15 protein-coding genes are annotated in these 16,316 nt (G+C 55.6%); 6 read left to right on the top strand and 9 right to left on the bottom strand.

What is annotated here, in order from left to right; genetic code table 11:
* Positions 1 to 248 precede the first annotated feature (248 nt).
* On the top strand, positions 249 to 518 hold the full coding sequence (locus AACL53_RS00710) for a sulfite exporter TauE/SafE family protein (protein WP_339086846.1): 270 nt from the start codon (positions 249 to 251) through the stop codon (positions 516 to 518).
* Between the two features lie 415 nt (positions 519 to 933).
* On the opposite strand, the gene AACL53_RS00705 is transcribed toward AACL53_RS00710, so the two are convergent.
* The 5 genes from AACL53_RS00705 to AACL53_RS00685 form a co-directional block, all read right to left on the bottom strand.
* Positions 934 to 1,833 (bottom strand): HNH endonuclease, encoded by a 900-nt coding sequence (locus tag AACL53_RS00705; RefSeq protein ID WP_339081459.1) that lies wholly within the window; start codon positions 1,831 to 1,833, stop codon positions 934 to 936.
* Positions 1,834 to 2,358: 525 nt separating this feature from the next.
* Complete coding sequence (locus AACL53_RS00700) at positions 2,359 to 2,514, bottom strand: hypothetical protein (protein ID WP_339081457.1); 156 nt, start codon at positions 2,512 to 2,514, stop codon at positions 2,359 to 2,361.
* Positions 2,515 to 3,262: 748 nt separating this feature from the next.
* Positions 3,263 to 3,613 carry a hypothetical protein gene (locus tag AACL53_RS00695; protein ID WP_339081455.1) on the bottom strand — a complete coding sequence of 117 codons (351 nt, stop codon included), beginning with the start codon at positions 3,611 to 3,613 and terminating at the stop codon, positions 3,263 to 3,265.
* A gap of 133 nt (positions 3,614 to 3,746) precedes the next feature.
* Positions 3,747 to 4,052, bottom strand: coding sequence for an RHS repeat domain-containing protein (locus tag AACL53_RS00690; protein WP_339081453.1), 306 nt, complete (start codon positions 4,050 to 4,052; stop codon positions 3,747 to 3,749).
* A 277-nt stretch (positions 4,053 to 4,329) separates the two neighbouring features.
* Positions 4,330 to 5,220, bottom strand: a complete 891-nt coding sequence (locus tag AACL53_RS00685) for an amidohydrolase family protein (protein WP_339081451.1) — start codon at positions 5,218 to 5,220, stop codon at positions 4,330 to 4,332.
* A 475-nt stretch (positions 5,221 to 5,695) separates the two neighbouring features.
* On the opposite strand from AACL53_RS00685, the gene AACL53_RS00680 reads away from it, so the two are divergent.
* The 5 genes from AACL53_RS00680 (at position 5,696) to AACL53_RS00660 (ending at position 10,398) form a co-directional block, all read left to right on the top strand.
* Positions 5,696 to 6,439: a sulfite exporter TauE/SafE family protein gene (locus AACL53_RS00680; protein ID WP_339081449.1), complete on the top strand. Its 744-nt coding sequence runs from the start codon at positions 5,696 to 5,698 to the stop codon at positions 6,437 to 6,439.
* A gap of 663 nt (positions 6,440 to 7,102) precedes the next feature.
* Positions 7,103 to 8,356 (top strand): aromatic ring-hydroxylating dioxygenase subunit alpha, encoded by a 1,254-nt coding sequence (locus AACL53_RS00675; RefSeq protein ID WP_339081447.1) that lies wholly within the window; start codon positions 7,103 to 7,105, stop codon positions 8,354 to 8,356.
* An 87-nt stretch (positions 8,357 to 8,443) separates the two neighbouring features.
* The gene (locus AACL53_RS00670; protein ID WP_339081445.1) at positions 8,444 to 8,926 is read left to right on the top strand and encodes an aromatic-ring-hydroxylating dioxygenase subunit beta; all 483 of its coding nucleotides are present in this window, start codon (positions 8,444 to 8,446) and stop codon (positions 8,924 to 8,926) included.
* Positions 8,927 to 8,945: 19 nt separating this feature from the next.
* A complete protein-coding gene (locus AACL53_RS00665; protein WP_339081443.1) occupies positions 8,946 to 9,317 on the top strand; it encodes a Rieske 2Fe-2S domain-containing protein in 372 nt (123 codons plus the stop codon).
* Positions 9,283 to 10,398 (top strand): 2Fe-2S iron-sulfur cluster binding domain-containing protein, encoded by a 1,116-nt coding sequence (locus AACL53_RS00660; RefSeq protein ID WP_339081441.1) that lies wholly within the window; start codon positions 9,283 to 9,285, stop codon positions 10,396 to 10,398. The genes AACL53_RS00665 and AACL53_RS00660 overlap by 35 nt, the downstream gene beginning before the upstream one ends.
* Before the next feature lie 675 nt (positions 10,399 to 11,073).
* Here the strand turns inward: AACL53_RS00660 and AACL53_RS00655 are convergent.
* From AACL53_RS00655 to AACL53_RS00640, 4 genes are all read right to left on the bottom strand, one after another.
* Entirely contained in the window at positions 11,074 to 11,397 is a 324-nt protein-coding gene (locus tag AACL53_RS00655; RefSeq protein ID WP_339081439.1) for a cytochrome c, read from the bottom strand.
* 12 nt (positions 11,398 to 11,409) lie between these two features.
* The gene (locus AACL53_RS00650; protein WP_339081437.1) at positions 11,410 to 12,618 is read right to left on the bottom strand and encodes a molybdopterin-dependent oxidoreductase; all 1,209 of its coding nucleotides are present in this window, start codon (positions 12,616 to 12,618) and stop codon (positions 11,410 to 11,412) included.
* A 540-nt stretch (positions 12,619 to 13,158) separates the two neighbouring features.
* On the bottom strand, positions 13,159 to 14,499 hold the full coding sequence (locus tag AACL53_RS00645) for an MFS transporter (protein WP_339081434.1): 1,341 nt from the start codon (positions 14,497 to 14,499) through the stop codon (positions 13,159 to 13,161).
* Positions 14,500 to 15,008: 509 nt separating this feature from the next.
* Positions 15,009 to 16,064, bottom strand: coding sequence for a YeiH family protein (locus AACL53_RS00640; protein WP_339081432.1), 1,056 nt, complete (start codon positions 16,062 to 16,064; stop codon positions 15,009 to 15,011).
* Positions 16,065 to 16,316 lie beyond the last annotated feature (252 nt).

The raw sequence follows: 16,316 nt of genomic DNA, 5'->3' as shown, positions 1-16,316 counted from the left end.
TCCTGTTTGTCCGTTGAAGGCATCTCGTAAAAGGGAAACGGCACAACCACGGCGCTTAAGGGCTTTTTATCCCGTCGAGACGCCCGATTTCAAGCTGGACACCGACGGCCGCATGAATGCCTCGGCTCGACACGCGCGAAAGTAAATAAGGGGTTGAACGGCCGTCCCAAAGACGCTCGCTAGCGCGTCTTCACCCAAACAATCCTCGCGGAGGCTGCTGCTCCAGTAGAAACCTCCACGGTCGGAGCCTGGGTTTCGGCTACGGCCTTGGCACCGGACACTTCCCCGGGTTCTTCGAAATCGGCGGCGGCTTTCTCATCGTGCTGGGTCTCGTTGGTTCGGCGGGGATGCCGATCCTGAACGCGGTAGGCACGTCGCTGATTGCCGTCACTGCGTTCGGGCTCACGACCGCGATGAATCATGCCTATTCCGACCTCGTCAATTGGCCGCTCGCACTCGTATTCATCGCTGGCGGCCTTGTCGGAGGATGGGTGGCACCCACGTTGCCAGCCACCTAGCCAAAGAGCAGGGAATACTGACGATCGTATTCGCGGCACTCATCTTCGTGGTCACCGCATACACAATCTGGAAAAGCCTTTCCGCGATCAGCTTGTAACAAGACCGACCGCCCGTCGATGAAATCGGAGGAAGGGCTTCCCGAATTTCAATCCCAAACTTTGCCGATGCGCAAAGCGCATACGGAAGCGGTGATTGCACCGTTCTCACAGGAGACGTCACAGCCTTAAGAAGTTCCCGCGAAACGCTGCCAAACAAGACCGATCACGTTCCGCCGGCGGAAGTGTACGCATCGACGGCTTTGCCAACCGGCAAACATTCCTCCAACGTCAACCCCGCGCCCACGGCGTTTGCATTGTATTGGAAACGGACCCACAACATTTTCGCGATCGAGAGAATAGCAGTCGGCAAGCGAAGTCAGCTTTTGAAGCAATTCTCTCGATGCCATGCTAGAAAATGCGGATGCGGTCGATCCCCGACGCGATCCGGAGCAAATGCGAACCCCGTCCGATTGATGAAGGCTCGAATGCCATCCACGTCGTTCACTTGGCGTGAGATCAAGATTTCCAGATCGTCGCCCAAGCTGATTAATCCTCTGTCGAACATCCAATGAGCCGTGCCCGACAGAGCTAGACCGTTATTCACGACATCCGGCCCATTGGCCTGAACGGGCCGAATATGCGCGGCGTCTACCTCCGCACGTCCTCCACCGTTGATAAGCCTCAGCCCACTCACTGCGCAGCGTTCGCTATAAGCGCGCAGCACAATCTTTCGAAACACACGATCGCGCACAACTCGCGAGGTGAGCAGCTCCACGCGATCGCGCTGTTGCTCAAAAATATAAGTTGTCTGCCCTTCTTCGAAGCCGGTGACGGGCTCTGGTGCGCCCGCTCGCGGGAGCAGCGGTTCATGATCATCAAGACCGCGCTCGATGATGCTATTAAAGTCTTGAGGCGAAATCGGGCGAACCGCCGCCTGAGCGCGACCCGAGAGCTTTCCTTGCTCGTTGAGCAATCCACGCTCGATCGGGCCATCGGCATCGCTGAACGGAACCGGGCGAGCGAAGTCGAGATAGGACCCCGGCTCGATCAGCGCCAGAAACATTTCGGGGGCCTTCGGGTCTGGTATTATTTGCTCCACCCGCGCAATTGCGAAGTAGCCCCGCGTGCCAGCGACCTTCGTTGGCTCCAGGTAGACGACCCAATCCTCAATACTTCCCTCGGCGCGACCGACATATTGCTTGGGAAATTGGTACCGCTCAGCCGGGCTATCGTCGTAAATCGAGTCAGACCGATGCATGAAGACGCAATAGCTCATGCCAAGGGATGCACCCGATCGTCAGGCCAAAGCTCACACCCGACAGCTATTTTCGGCAGCACAGCATAGTGCGGCGAGACAAACCGAAGGCCAGTGAAGCTCTGTGGGATCAATCGTGCGAGTTTAAGAACATTGACGGAGAGGGAGGCCGCCTCCCTCATGGCCAACAGATTGATACGTCTCGGAAAAAATCTAAATGCCTGACAAATCACCCTACCAATCACCCTATCGGCAGTTGGTTGCGTGGGCGTGCAACCAGCTTGGTTTGCAGCTCGAAAAGCTTCTTACCACCCTCCTTTAGAAAAGCAGACTACGAATCTGGGGGTCGTGGGTTCGAATCCTTCCCGGCGCGCCATTCCCGGACAACTGCGGGCGCCGTCTGATCGAGGCCCTGCGATGCGGCTTTGGCCAGGACGGCCTTCGAGCCGGATATGCGGATGTCCTTGTCCGTGACCGTAACTTCGCGAACCGCGAGCCGGGCGTAGGCTTGCTTCAGCTCGGACGGACCATTCTGTAGCTTGTCTCTCAGCAGGACAGCGAGCCGGGCGAGCTTTTCCGGCGTGATCGTTGCTCGCCATTCGCAACGCGCTTCTGCAGCTCGGCAATTTCCACGGCAAGCTCGTCGCGCTGCACCTTGAGACCAACGAGACGCTCTCGAAGGCTCGGGTCTTCAGCCGCCATGCCCCCTGCTCGACCAGGGTCAGGAGACGGGTAATGGCGGCTTCGGCATCCTTGTGAGCGTGGCGGAGCCGGCCGATCCGTTCCTTGCTTTCGGTTGATCTGCTATTGGCTGATTGCAGGTAGGCGTTCAGAAGATCATGCAGCCGATCGGGTTGCAGAATACGGCTGCTCACCTGATCGATGACGATTTGGTCCAGACGGTCCATCTGGATGCGCATGCCCGTGCAGGCGGTGGCTCCCTCCTTGAGTTTGCGCGAGCAGCAGTAGTAGCGATAGAGACCGCCCTTGCCGGTGTTCTGGATGAGCGCTGCCCCGCAATGCCACAGCGCGCCATGCCGGCAAGGAGCGTCGGCCCGTTGACAACGCGAGGCGCCAGCCGCTTGGGGCTTCGGCTTTGCAGCAGGGCCTGGACGGCATTGAAGGTCTGCTCATCGACGATAGCAGGCACCTCGAATGCGACCCACTGCGATGGCGGCCGTCGCCGAGCGCTCCGGCTGTCGAAGCGGTGCGTGACGTCGAGCTGATGTGGCTCACCGGCGGCTCGGCGCCGGACTTTAAGACCATAGCCGACTTTCGAGTTCTCACACCGTCACTCCCCCAATTGCGGACATTGGTGGTTCGGCGAGGCAGATCGATTCCGGCCCGGGCTTCGACGACTGCAATTCGGTGATGAGCGATATGCATCTGGCAGAAAAAATTTCCTACGCCACGGGGGCTTGATTTCGGCCAATACCGTTGCAGAAGGCTGTTAGCCTCGTTCTTCGCGCCGCGAGACTGGTGTCCTTGCTTTCGCAGTGCGCCACTTCTTGAAAGCCCCAATCTGTCGGATCACTAGCTTGCCGTTCATATCGCGGACGCTGATGATCTCGCCCTGGATGTTGCGGTACTTGCGAGTGTCGTCCCATTCCAATTCGAACGACGCCGTATCATTCTTGGATACAAATTTTTGACTGCCAGCATTGAGGGAGGAATAGCTCTCGCCGTTCACCTCTAGCACGTGAAGGTGCAATGCGCCGGTGTTGCCGCCCTTATTTGGCGGGCGGTATTTCTCCTTCAGGAACGTTCGATGCCTTTCCACTTTTGCGTTTTCAACCCGCATCACGCCACCGCCGTTGTGTACGGCCCATCGTTTGGCCAAGGACAGAATTGGCAGAATTATCGCGCGCTCTTGTGTTGCAAGCTGGCGCTCACTCGTCCGCCCGGACTTGGCTTAAGACCAAGAAGGAAAACTTTTAATTGGCACCCTGTGAGCCCCCGCGGACGCCTCCAGACGTGCAGGCCTGCAGGGTTACATTCTTGTGAAGATCACAACCCTGCGCGGGGCAGACGAGGCTGATGTTGGCGATGTCGGCTGCCGCATCGTACGTCATCATCGTCACGGCCTCCGACGCGCCAGGATTCACCGCGACCGTGAGCAAACGGTCGAAATCGTCGTAGTTGAGATTGGTAATGATGCCGTTTGGATCAATGACCTGGGTCGACTGACCGCGTGCGTTCTCACCTAGACTTGGCAGCGACAGCGAAGAGTCGATCGGCATATTCGGATTCGGCCAGCATTCATTCAGCACACGTCGGTCACATACCGCACGGATCGTGTTCCCTCAGGACTTCTAAATCGCGCAATTGCAAAAGACGAATAGCTGACGAAGGCTCCTGCGCGAACTGTCCGTATTGTTGCAAGACTCCAACAATATGGTGCGCCCATACCTGACGCTGAATGTAGGTTAGGACGCACTCGTTGCCGTCCAAGCGCGGTCGCTTTTTTCCGCGCTTGGACGATTTGCATGGCGTGCTCAAACGTCGAGCACCGACGCCTCATGCATCTACGGTCACACCGGCATCCACGGTGACACCGAAAATGCGTTGGGCATTCTGATACGTCGCGGCCGCATAAGCTTCATCAGAGAGGCCGAGCGCCTGAAAATCTTCAACGCCCTGCTTCATCGGCCGGAACGGATACGAGCTACCGAACAAGAACTGGTCCTTCATAAAGCCGTTCGCCGCCTCTACGTAGAGCTTGCCGCCCGGCGCAAAGGTGTACATGTCCGGCGACACAAAAATGTTCTCGTTGCGAAATGCGACAGTGATTATGTCCGCAACGCGCGGATAGAATCCGTGACAGCAAACGATTTTGAGCTTCGGGAACGTTTTGGCGACGATATCAATCGCGAACGGATCATTGAATGTGAGATCGGGCGTTGTTGGGCCTGACATCACAAAGGCCGGGACGTTGAGCGCCTGGCAGCTCTCGTAAAGCGGCATCAATCGTTCGTCGTGCGCCTTGAGGGGTTCCGCATAAAACCCGGCGTCAATATTGATGCCTTTGTGGCCAAGTACCTTCACCGCGCGAGTCACCTCCTCGACAGCCTTGGCAGTTCCGAGCTCGATTGGATCAACAGAGGCGACAGCAAACAGTCGGTCCGGAGCGACCGTTGCGACCTTTGCAAGTTCATCGTTGCTGACACGCACGCCGGGCACGCTGCGGGCCACCATCACCGCAGCCGTAATTCCAGCCGCGTCCATCTCGGCGACGAACCCCTTCGCATCGCGTGCGCGCGCGAAGTGATCGACATCTCTGCTGCCGACCCGCTTGTTGAGCCAGCGCACGACCTCGTATTCCGGTGTGGATGGCGTCGAGCCGAAGAATTTATGCAAAAAAGCCGGGCGGCTCCGCATGTCAATTACGGGGCTGGCACTGCGAGACATATTGTTTCCTTTTGTTGCGCTATTGCTAATGTCTTTGTCCGCAGACTGACGGCTAACCACTTATAGGATGCGGCGCTGAGCACTGGCGGATTCCAGTTTCACTCTGCGAGGACGCAGCCACTCTGATGGGCAACGGAGGCCGAAAAAATTTGAAATTTCGGATCAGACCATAGGTCCATCCTAATTCGGATGGACCTCTCGGGCGTGAACGTGCTGCGTCATTTGCACTTCTCTGGAGTTCACACCAAGGAACTCCCTATCATAATATCGGCTCGAATTATTTCTCCTCGAAGAGCGGCAAACTCATAGTGAGTTGCGTGTGCTCCGCAGCAGCACATGAATTAAGGCTGACTTTGTGCAGTCGGTCGCTAGAGATTCGCAAGCTGCTGCCTACTTATAAATTGAAACATCCAATTCTAGGTCCGTCGTCGGGTCGTCTATGCTGTCTCTGTCTTGAGATGCCAAGGACGGGAACGTGACACCGATTATCGCTATCGGCTTGATCGCCGGTTTTTTGATTGGAAGCGTCGGAATCGGGGGGGTGATCGTTGTGCCCGCCCTTACGTACCTGACCGGTCTCGACATCCAGTACGCCATTGCCGCAGCCTTGATGGGTTTCATCTTCACGGGAATTGTCGGAACAGTTCAATTTGCGAGGAAGGGATCCATCGCGTGGGGATCCGCCGGAGTTCTCGTCGCAGCCGCCGTTCCCGCAGCCCTATTTGGGAGCTTGATGGTTCAGAAAGTCAGCCCGCTGATCCTCAAATGTTTGATAGGCGCTCTAGCAGCGCTATCAGGGCTTCAGGCTATCTTTGGTAGCGGCGTACTCGAAAGTCCATCGGCCACGGCGCTGTCTTCGCGACGACTGGCGACGGCTGGCGCCTTCACGAGCTTCTTCTCGACGGTTAGCGGCACCGGCGGCCCCCTGCTGCTTGTTCCGATTCTGATGTGGCAACAGCAGGCGGTCCTTGGCGCCATCGGACTGAGTCAGGTCATCCAGCTCCCCATTTCGATCGTCGCAACACTAACAAACATGGCATTGGGAACCCTTGATCTCTATCTCGGAGGCATGTTGGCTGTCGGGTTATCAGTCGGCTGCTGGCTTGGTGCATCGGCCGCTCATCATCTTCCTGGGAAGGTGCTTAAACTTATTGTCTCCTGCGTGCTGGTAGTCGTTGGCTCCGCGATCGTTGTGGACGTAGCCCGGTCTTCGGCTTAGCAAGCAGAACAGGCGCTGAAAGCGCATCCTGGATGCGCCAACCAAGCGCAAACCTTCACATTGTCGGCATAATACGCGTCGTAGACGGTTGGGTCTCGGCAGCTACATTTCCACTTCCGGAATGCTATTGAATCTTTCAATTCATATATAGGAAATCGGAGTTTCCAATTATGTTGAAACTCCATTTATTAGCCAGAACTCCCACGACCTCTTCTTTCTCCAAACGCTTCCAAGGCGACTCGGTCCGAATATTCATTCGGACTTTTTTTTACCCGGAAACCAACGATCTTCCGGCAATCGTTTTTCTTCGCCTGCACCAATCCAAAACTGAACTGAGTCCCTTCCGGCCGTCCGCCGAAGCATCGGAACCAATGCTAGAGTACCACAGCGTTGAAGACGCGCGAACCAGAGCATCTATTGCGTGAACGGTCTGTATTCCGACCCCGCAACCTTTCAAAACAGCGATAATGGAGACCAAAAGAAAGCCGAAGGCGAAATTGTTTTCGCGCATGAATGCTGCGCATATCATGGCCCGGACCTATATATGCATAACGAACTTTAATCCCCCCAAACCTCCTCAACCCGCCATGGGGCTGCTATTGATTGACACAAGCGCGCCGAATGGTGCGATCGGGCAGAACAAAAACAATCAGGAGGATCGAAATGGCTGCACGAACTTATGACCAGTGGATGGCAAAGCCGCCGCTGCAGCAGGGAGAGTGGATCGATAGCCGCTGCTATAGCGACCATGAAATCTTCGAAGAAGAAAACGAGAAGATTTTCAAGAACACTTGGATTCCGGTCTGTCACGAGTCGGAACTTTCGAAGCCTTACGACTTCCGTACGACGTCGATTGCGCGTGAGCCCATCATCGTTTGCCGTGGACCGGACAACCAGGTTCGTGCATTCCTGAACGTTTGCCCACATCGCGGCATGATGATCGAGCGCCGTCCTTCTGGTAGCTTCCTCGAGGGGCAACCTTCAGGCAACCCAAAGCGCATGACGTGCATGTTCCACGGTTGGCAATTCGACATGAAGGGTGGCTGCGTCTATGTCAGCCGCGAAAAGGAAGGCTACCAGGATCGCCTCTGCAAGGACGACGTTGGCTTGCGCCGCCTTCGTTGCGAAGTGAAGTTCGGCGGATTCGTTTGGGTCAATCTGAACGATAAAGCCCCATCTCTCGAAGACTGGGCCGGCAAGCCGTTCGAGTGCTTGCGTAAGTCTCTCGAAGCTGAGCCGCTTCAAGTGTTTCACTATCATAAGGCGATCGTCGATACGAACTACAAGCTTTGGCATGACACCAACGCCGAGTTCTATCACGACTTCATGCACTATCATAACCGCGTGACGGGCTTTAACGACGCTTATTTCGCGCGCAAGAACGAGGCGTTCGACAACGGACACGTCGTCGTCGGCACCTTCGAGGTGAACTACGATAAGTACGAAGGCTTCGAAAGCCGGGCCGCATTGTCGTTCCCTCATCTGCCGCCGAACCAGTGGTACATGATTGACCTGTTCCCGGGCATAAACTTCAACCTGCGAGGATCGGCGCTCCGTTGCGACGTCGTCACCCCGCTCGGCCCGAACAGGACGATGATCGAATTCCGCGGTCTCGGATTGAAGAGTGACTCGAAGGAAGACCGCATGACGCGGATCAACCACCACAATTCGATCTGGGGTCCATTCGGACGAAACCTGCACGAAGATCTCATCGGCGTTCAGGGTCAGGGCAATACGATGCATCCCGGAACTGAGCCCCGTCGCGTGCTCCATGGTCGCCAGGAAAATCAAACGATCCATGACGAAAATGGCATGCGGCACTATTACGATGAGTGGGGCCGGTGGCTGAACAGACTGCCGAGCAGTCCCGATAAGCCGTATTCGTCGCCCGCATCGGTTACGACAGCGGCAGAATAACTTTTACATCAGTTCGGTGACCAAAGGCGGGAGAACGACAGCTACTCTGTCGTTCTCCTCCAAACCCTAATCTTTGGAGAGATGACAGTGTCTACGTGCGAAACCGTTCGCGACGCAATTTATGAAGCTACTAGGCTACTCGACGATCAGAAGTGGAACGACTGGCTGTCGCTCTGCCACGAGTCTTTCGAGTACTCGATCACTTCGTGGAGTCCCGAAATCAATTGCGACATGACCTATCTTGCGGCGAACAAGAAGGACCTGCATCACCTCATCGATCTACTCCCGAAGCACAACACGGATCATTCGCCGCTGCATCGGCATACGACGGTCTATTCGGTGACACCCTCGGAAGACGGCAAAACGGCCACGGCCGTCAGCTCGGTAATCATTTTCCAAAACATGTTGGATGGCACCAACTCGCACATCGACGCCGGCGAAAGCCGCCTATTCGTGATCGGCAGATATCTTGACACGCTGAAAGTGGAAAACGGCAAGAGCGTTTTCCTGAAGCGCGAGCTCAAACTGGAAAATCGCCGGCTCGACAAAGGTTCGCACTGGCCACTCTAAGATACGGAAGAGCGCTGTCATGACATGGAAGAAGGTTTGTGACGTCGGGGATGTTGACGTGAATTCTGTCAAGATCTTCGACGTCGGAGGGGTAAACGTTCTTATTACGAATTACGGCGGGGGTTTTAGGGCAACTCCACCGGTTTGCCCGCACATGGAAGAGCCGCTCGCCGAATCCGGAATTGTCGCCAATTGCGTTTTGACGTGCTCGAAACATCTTTGGGCATGGGATCTTCGTACCACCGACATGATCGGAGAAACCGAAAAGCCGCTGAAGTTTTATGAAACGCGGGAAGAGGACGGTGCACTGTTCGTAAACATGGTTGAAGAGCTCGTTTATGAATTTGAGAGCGGGGATGAATTCGACGATGATTTCTTCAGTCAAAGCTGAATACCTGCTGCCGGCCGAATCTTCTGCAACAGAAGATCGTGTGGCAATCACTGTTCAAACTCCAACTGGGGCGTTCGAGTTTCCCTGCGAAAATGGGGAAACACTGCTGCACGCAGGCTTGAAATCGGGGCTGACGCTCCCATACGAGTGTGCAACAGGCACGTGCGGTAGTTGTCGCGGCCGGCTGATGACGGGCGAAATCGTTATCGGCTGGGAAGAGTCTCCGGCGCTGGCGAAGCTAAAGAGAGAGAAGGGAGACATCTTGCTGTGCCAGGCGAAGGCAATGTCCGATTGCCTCGTGCGCGTACCAGCCAAAATAACCCAGATCTCTACCGAAGACGCGCCGGCGAACTTCAGAGGAACGATATGCGATAGCCGCGTACTGACTCGCGACGTCATGGAATTCGCTGTCGATCTATCGACTCCAATGTCCTTTGAGGCTGGCCAGTTCGCACTTATCGGTACTCCATCGGTCGTCGGCGCGCGCGCCTACTCGATGGTCAACTACGCCGACCGGACCGGCCGGATCGAATTTGTTGTCAAGCGCAAACCAGGCGGTGGGTTTTGCAATTGGCTTTTTTCCGAACCGGTCGATGGCACTGAGATCGATATTTTTGGACCGCTAGGGCGCGCCACGTTTGAGGCAGGAGAAGATAGAGATTTGATCATCGCGGCTGGGGGTTCAGGCATCGCCGGCATGATGTCCATCCTCGAGCGAGCGACACAATTGAACCATTTCGCAAGTCATCGGGGCCACGTCTTCTTCGGAGTTCCGACCTTGCAGGATGGCTTCTATCTCGATGAGCTCTCGAAGTACGTGAGAAAAGCGCAAGGTAATCTCGATGTTACACTGGCGCTTTCTAACGAACCACCTGAGACGGCACGCCATCCGAACTATGATGAAATCCAGCTTGCGGGCGGATTCGTTCATACCGCTATGGCATCATCTATGGCGGGGCGCTATCAGAACACTCTTGCATATCTTGCCGGTCCACCTCCGATGGTTGACGCTGCGTTGCGTATTCTCATCTCGGACGGGCAGTTATCACCAGAAGCCATTCGTTACGATAAGTTCGGTTGAACTAGGCCCCAGCTGACGCTGGGCCTCCGCAGCCAGCCGTGTCTGCATTGGCGCTGTCGGCCACGCCCCCCGGCCAGACGCACCGATAAAAACTGCAGACACGGCGGTTGCATGGAAATATCTCCTCCTGCAAAAAGATATGCGTCACGGATGGATCGATATTTGTTGGCCTGCCTTTGAAGCAATAAGAACGCGCTCTACGCGCTTGCGCACAGATGGGTGCGCCCCGATCATCGGGACCGGTCTGATCGTATCCGAATAAGTGGTCCAAGTTCCCAGCGCCCCCGCTTGGCTGCTGACACCGGAGTTGCGCAGATGGCCATGGCAACCATCGTCGGTATGAAGACCTCAGACTCTAACGAGCAGAACGTCTGGCCTTACGGCGTTGTCGTGACGTCGCCATAACGCTACGACGCCCTGAATGACGATCCTCAGTTCAGCAGCTCGTCCCCGGACGCGGTCGTTGAAGCTCTCGACTAGACATTTGCCCACAGACTTGCCGGCACGATGCACGCCGTCATCGATCCCGCGGCCGCTATTTTTTTCTCGCAAATAGAAACTTTTCGAGCGAGACGCCAAAACGGCATATCTCCCAAAAAGGGAGATACGCCGGCGACGAGTTGACTCGACGAGATCGAAGATTCAGGAGACGGCGCGCTGGAAAACGCGCCTGCCTCAATAGTTTTTGGACAGGTAGTCGACGATAGCAGGCACATCGGCTTCATCGACCGGGGCGCCATAGACATGCATCATCTTGTTGACCACAGCGTTCCAAAAATCCTTTCCCTTCCCGCGCGGTTGCGTGTTGATGTAGTCGACGGAGTGGCAGGCTGTGCAGTTAGCTTCAGCTTTTTCGTAACCCGCATCAGGCGACTTCGTAAGCGTCGCAGTTTCATCAGGTAGCGTGTATTCCTTGCTGCCTGCAAAGGTGGCTGTGCTCGCAGCAACGGCCAACGCGAAAGCGGCGAGCGACACTACAGCAAGCTTGATATCCTTCATTCCACTATCTCCTTACGCCGCCTGAACGCGAACGCTTTCCACGACGTTGCGCATGTAACCGGAAGGGTTCCAGCGCTGCTCCATGGGTTGCACCTCCCCGCTGCGGCTGGTCGCACGCACCAACAAGTCGTGCGAGCCGGCCGGTAGCTTCACGTTTGTGTGCCAAGTCCGGAATGAATACTTGCCGAGATCCTCGCCGAGCTCGGCGGCACTCCAGGTCTTTCCACCATCGCTCGAGATGGCAACCTCTTTGATGCCGCTGCCGCCGTCGAAGGCCATACCGCGAAGCAGCGTATCGGTGCTTGCGCGGACCGTGGCGCCATCCTGAACATTCGTAATGAATGACCGAACGTTGAAGCGGCCGATCGGCACGGTTTTGTCCGGCTTGGTGCCCGGCGGAACGCATGCGCAGGAATTGTCTGGTATGCGATAGGCTGTCTTCATCCAGAAGTTTTCGAGTACCTCGTCAATTACGTTGATCTTATTGACGTGCTTGACCCAGTAGGTGCCGTAATATCCAGGTACGACGACGCGGAGCGGATAGCCATTCAGCCACGGCAGATCGCTCCCGTTCATCGACCAAGCAAGCATCACTTCACCATCACGGGCATGATCGATATCGAGAGCCTTGGCGAAATCCGGAGTTTGGGGCATCACCGGCTTGTCGAGCCCGTCGAAGACGACCTGCTTGGCCTCCGGCCGCACGCCGGCCTTGTCCAGAACGGATTTTAGCGAGACGCCCACCCAGCGTGCATTTCCCATTGCGCCATTGGCGAGCTGCCCGCCTCCCATGCGTGGATTGAACAGCCCGCGGCTATTGCCTGAGCACTGATTGACCGCCACGATCTCCGTCGGCGTCGTCGCCTTGATATCCCGAAGCGAGAGCGACAGTGGCGAATCTACTTTGCCGCCGACTTCGAGCCGAAAGGTGTCGGTGTCGATCGAAAGTGGGATGTCGCCAAGATGATAGCGAACAAAAAATGCGTCGTTGGACGTAATGGCTCCTTCGTCAAAAACCGAGAAGGGCGTTTCTAGTTGCGGGGGGCGCTCGGTGAGTCGGATCAGTGGTCGCTTTTGCGGGTAAGCCACGAGCGGCCGCTCGCCATTGTCGAACGGCAAGGTCACGGATTCTGCAACGGCTCTCCGCGCACCGAGATACCCGCTTGTGAGAGCGGCCGCCAATCCGCCAGCTCCTTTGATGATATGGCGCCTATCGAGCATTCTTTTCGTTTCCCCGATCTTATTGATTGTCGTTTGAATAACGGAAGGGCGTATCGATCCCCAAAATGACGTGGAGCCCAACGTCCCGTCGAATTAAGCGAATTCGGGTTTCGCCCGAATGGAGGAGTTAACTGTTCGGGAGATTATCAGGGCCGCAGCAGGACGATCTAATGCAAAGATTCAATCGCTAAATCGACAGGTGCAATCATTGCGCCGAGAGAGACGAGAACCGTCCAGCCGTAACGGACTATGTGTTCTCGCTGCCAGCCGGGCTGCCTGGCACGCATTTTTTCGATCATCGGCGATGAGGATTTTTTGAGTCGTTTTTTCAATGCCAACCTGTGCGTCGCGCCGCAGATATAACAGTTCAAGGAGCGGCACAGCCGTGAATGGCACACTCCGATGGGCATTCAACTATAACGCGGCGAGATATACCGGCAAAAACATCAATAAATATACCAGGCAAACAACGATTGGAAAGCAAGCGAGCGGCGCTCGTTCAACGCGCCGCTCGCAGTCTTTCTTGATGATCGCTAGTGCTTAGAGCTGGACTTCTTCAAGCTCCTTGCCTGCCGTCTCCGGTCCCATGAGGTATCCAATGATCGTCAGGACCCACAATCCGGCAGTTGCTAGGAACGGACCAGTCGGACCGTATTCCGCGATTCCCCAGCCGACGAGGAACGGTGCAAAGATCGAGACTGCACGACCGCCACCCACCATGATGCCAAAGCCGGTACCGCGAAGCGATGTACGGAAGAACTCGCTGAGGTAGGTGTCGCCAATGCCCCAAAGCCAACCGAGCATGCCGACCATCAAGCCGCCGTACACGAGGAAGGTGTCCAGGTTATCCGCAGTCGATGCCATGACCGTGCATGCCATCATGATCACGGCACCGAGAATCCCTGCTGGCCGCCGGCCGATCCAATCGGAAAGTGCGGTACCAATGAAGGAAAGGAAGAACTGAGCCACATAGAAGAGCATGGCGTAGTAGATCGATTCCTCAATGGTCACATTGAATTTTTTAATCATGAACGTCGTGAGGAAGAACGTGATACCCCAATATCCGCATGTGTTTGCGGTATAGAGCAGCCATCCAACCACGATGCGCTTTTTCGCACCCGGAATCGCCCAAATGCTTTCGCTCGGGCGGTTCGCTTCGCCGTCTTTAGCTAGGCGCTCCATTTCTTCTTGCGCTTCCTTGAAACGCGGAGAATCTTCGACCGAGCTTCTTAGCCAATAGACAAGAGCAGCCGGAATCGCTGCGAAAATAAACGCCGATCTCCAGCCGTATTCCGGAACGATAGCCAATGCCGTTATAGCCGCAATGACATATCCAGCGGAATAGAGGGCAAACATAATGCCGCCTGTTCCGATGGCACGATATTTCGGCGGCCACATTTCTGCGGTGTATGGCGCTCCAACCGCCAATTCGCCCGCTCCGCCCACGCCCGTCAGAAAGCGCAGTCCGGTGATTGCATATAAGTTGCTCACCATCCCGCCAAGCACCGTCGTTGTGCCATATAAGGCGATAGAAAATTTTAGAGAAGCTCGCCGGCCAACCTTGTCGGCCAGACGCCCGAAGAAAATCGTTCCAATGGTATAGCCGACGAGGAATAGCGAGCCGATAACACCAATGGCCTTTACGTCGATATCAAGCTCCTTGACCATCAGCGGACTCAACATCCCGAAGATGTTTACCGCGTAAGAATCAAACCCGTATCCTACGCCAGCGGCGATAGCTACGAGCAAAGCCTGCTTAAACGGGACGACTGTTCCGGTGGCCGTTTGTGTATGTTCTGCTGCTATACCTCCTATTGTTTCGCTGAGTTGATCGTTCGGCTTTGCCGAACGCGTCGCATCTCCCGCGTATGATCCCTGCATGGCGTCGGTGTTGCTCCCTAGTTTTTTCTATTTTGTAAGCAGCAGCATTACCGCCCAAGACGACCCCCCGGTAAAATCAATATACCAAATTTAGAAATAGGCCGGCATATCAAGCCATATAATTGAAGCGCGAAATCAATGCCTATTTTATCCTCCTACATTTGAAGAGGAACCGCATATTTGAAGAGTGATGAATACCGGCCGATGCTGAATGCGAAAGAGCAGACGGCAACTCGGAGGAGGAAACATTAACTTGGCATAAAACTCGGCCGACGCAGCGCGACGGAAATGCCGGCATCGAGCTGACATGGATGTTGCAGCACAATATGAATGAGCAACGTTTTCGGTGTCGCGACGGGGTCCAGCCCAGATAGAATTTCTGGGCTGGAAAGCTTGCCGCCAGGGATGCGCGCCCCTCAGGATTGACGCTCTTCAGCTATCATACGCACCGACGAAGTTGTTCCTGACGAGGGCTTTATTGGCATTGTACCGTCGACCCAAGTTCCGATCTATCGAATGTAGAGCAAGCCTACAGTCATCAATGTACCGATGACAAGCGTCGTGCCCAAGAGATTGACGATGTGACGCCAGCCGAGATTGGTGATGGCCTTCATCGAAGTATTCAGGCCTATCGCGGAAATTGCAAGCAGAAGACCCCACGTGCTCAGCCCAACTGTAACTGACTTGACGACATCATAGCTTTCTGCGATCGCCGGAATCGATGAGCAGATGCTGTTGATGATGCAGAGAACGAGGAACATGATTGCGAAGGTCGGCATCGCAACGCGCGCCTCCTCACGTTTTCCGATCAATTGACTTACATAGAAACCGAGGATCAACACGACAGGCAAGAGCAAGAAGACGCGAAACAGCTTCACGATGGCAGCAGCATTTCCTGCCGTATCGGAGATGGCGTATCCTGCTCCCACAACCTGGGCAACATCGTGAATTGTGCCGCCAAGCATGATTCCCGTCGTCTTATCGTCGAAACCAAGATAGTGACAAAGGGGTGGATAGGCCAGCATGGCCAACGTCGCGAGGAGATTGACTCCGACAACCACGAACGCCACATCCGTGTCCCTGCCCTTATAGTTCGGCAACACGGTCGATGTCGCGAGTGCGGCCGAGGCTCCACAAACAGCCGTAGCCGATCCGACCAACATCCCAAAGAATACGTTCTGTTTGAGAAGTTTCGCAATTCCGATTCCGGCAGCGATCGTCGCCGCCATCGATACAATAACCATGATGGCGACGGGCGCGCCCAGATTGATGATGTCGCCGATGGCGACGCGCATCCCCAGCAACGCCACTGCCCATCTCAACAGCGGCTTCGCGCAAAGAGCCAAGCCAGGCTGAAACAAGGAGTTGCGTGCAAGTGCGTGCAGGCTGATCGCAAGAACCAACGCGATCACCATCGCGGGAAGCGGAAGTGCTTTCGGCATGTGCGGCGCTAGAAGTACCGCAATGACTGAAACGAATGCCGCCAGACCTATGCCGGCGATAGCATCGCGATGTCTCGCAGTCTGCGCGTAGCGAGATCCTCGGATCGAGATAGAACCTTCCATAAAGCCGCCCTTCGGGTGCGCTTCGCACCCACCAGTTGATTGACTCTGCTGGTAAGCCGGATGCTTTTCCCAAGTGCGCGCCCAGCTCTTCATTGGGTGTTGGGTGCGCACGCCAGCAATGAGTCAAACGACTAGCAATCAAGAACGGCGTTATCTATTTGAGGCTTTCTTCTGTTCCATCGAGACTGGCTATCGCTTATTTGCGCATTCGCAAAATTTCAATCTCGATGAAATCGCCAGCGCCTAATTGTG

It is taken from the genome of Hyphomicrobium sp. ghe19, assembly GCF_902712875.1.
Classification (GTDB): Bacteria; Pseudomonadota; Alphaproteobacteria; order Rhizobiales; family Hyphomicrobiaceae; genus Hyphomicrobium_B.
The sequence above is the reverse complement of the archived record's forward strand: the minus strand, read 5'-3'. Positions and strand labels throughout refer to the sequence as shown.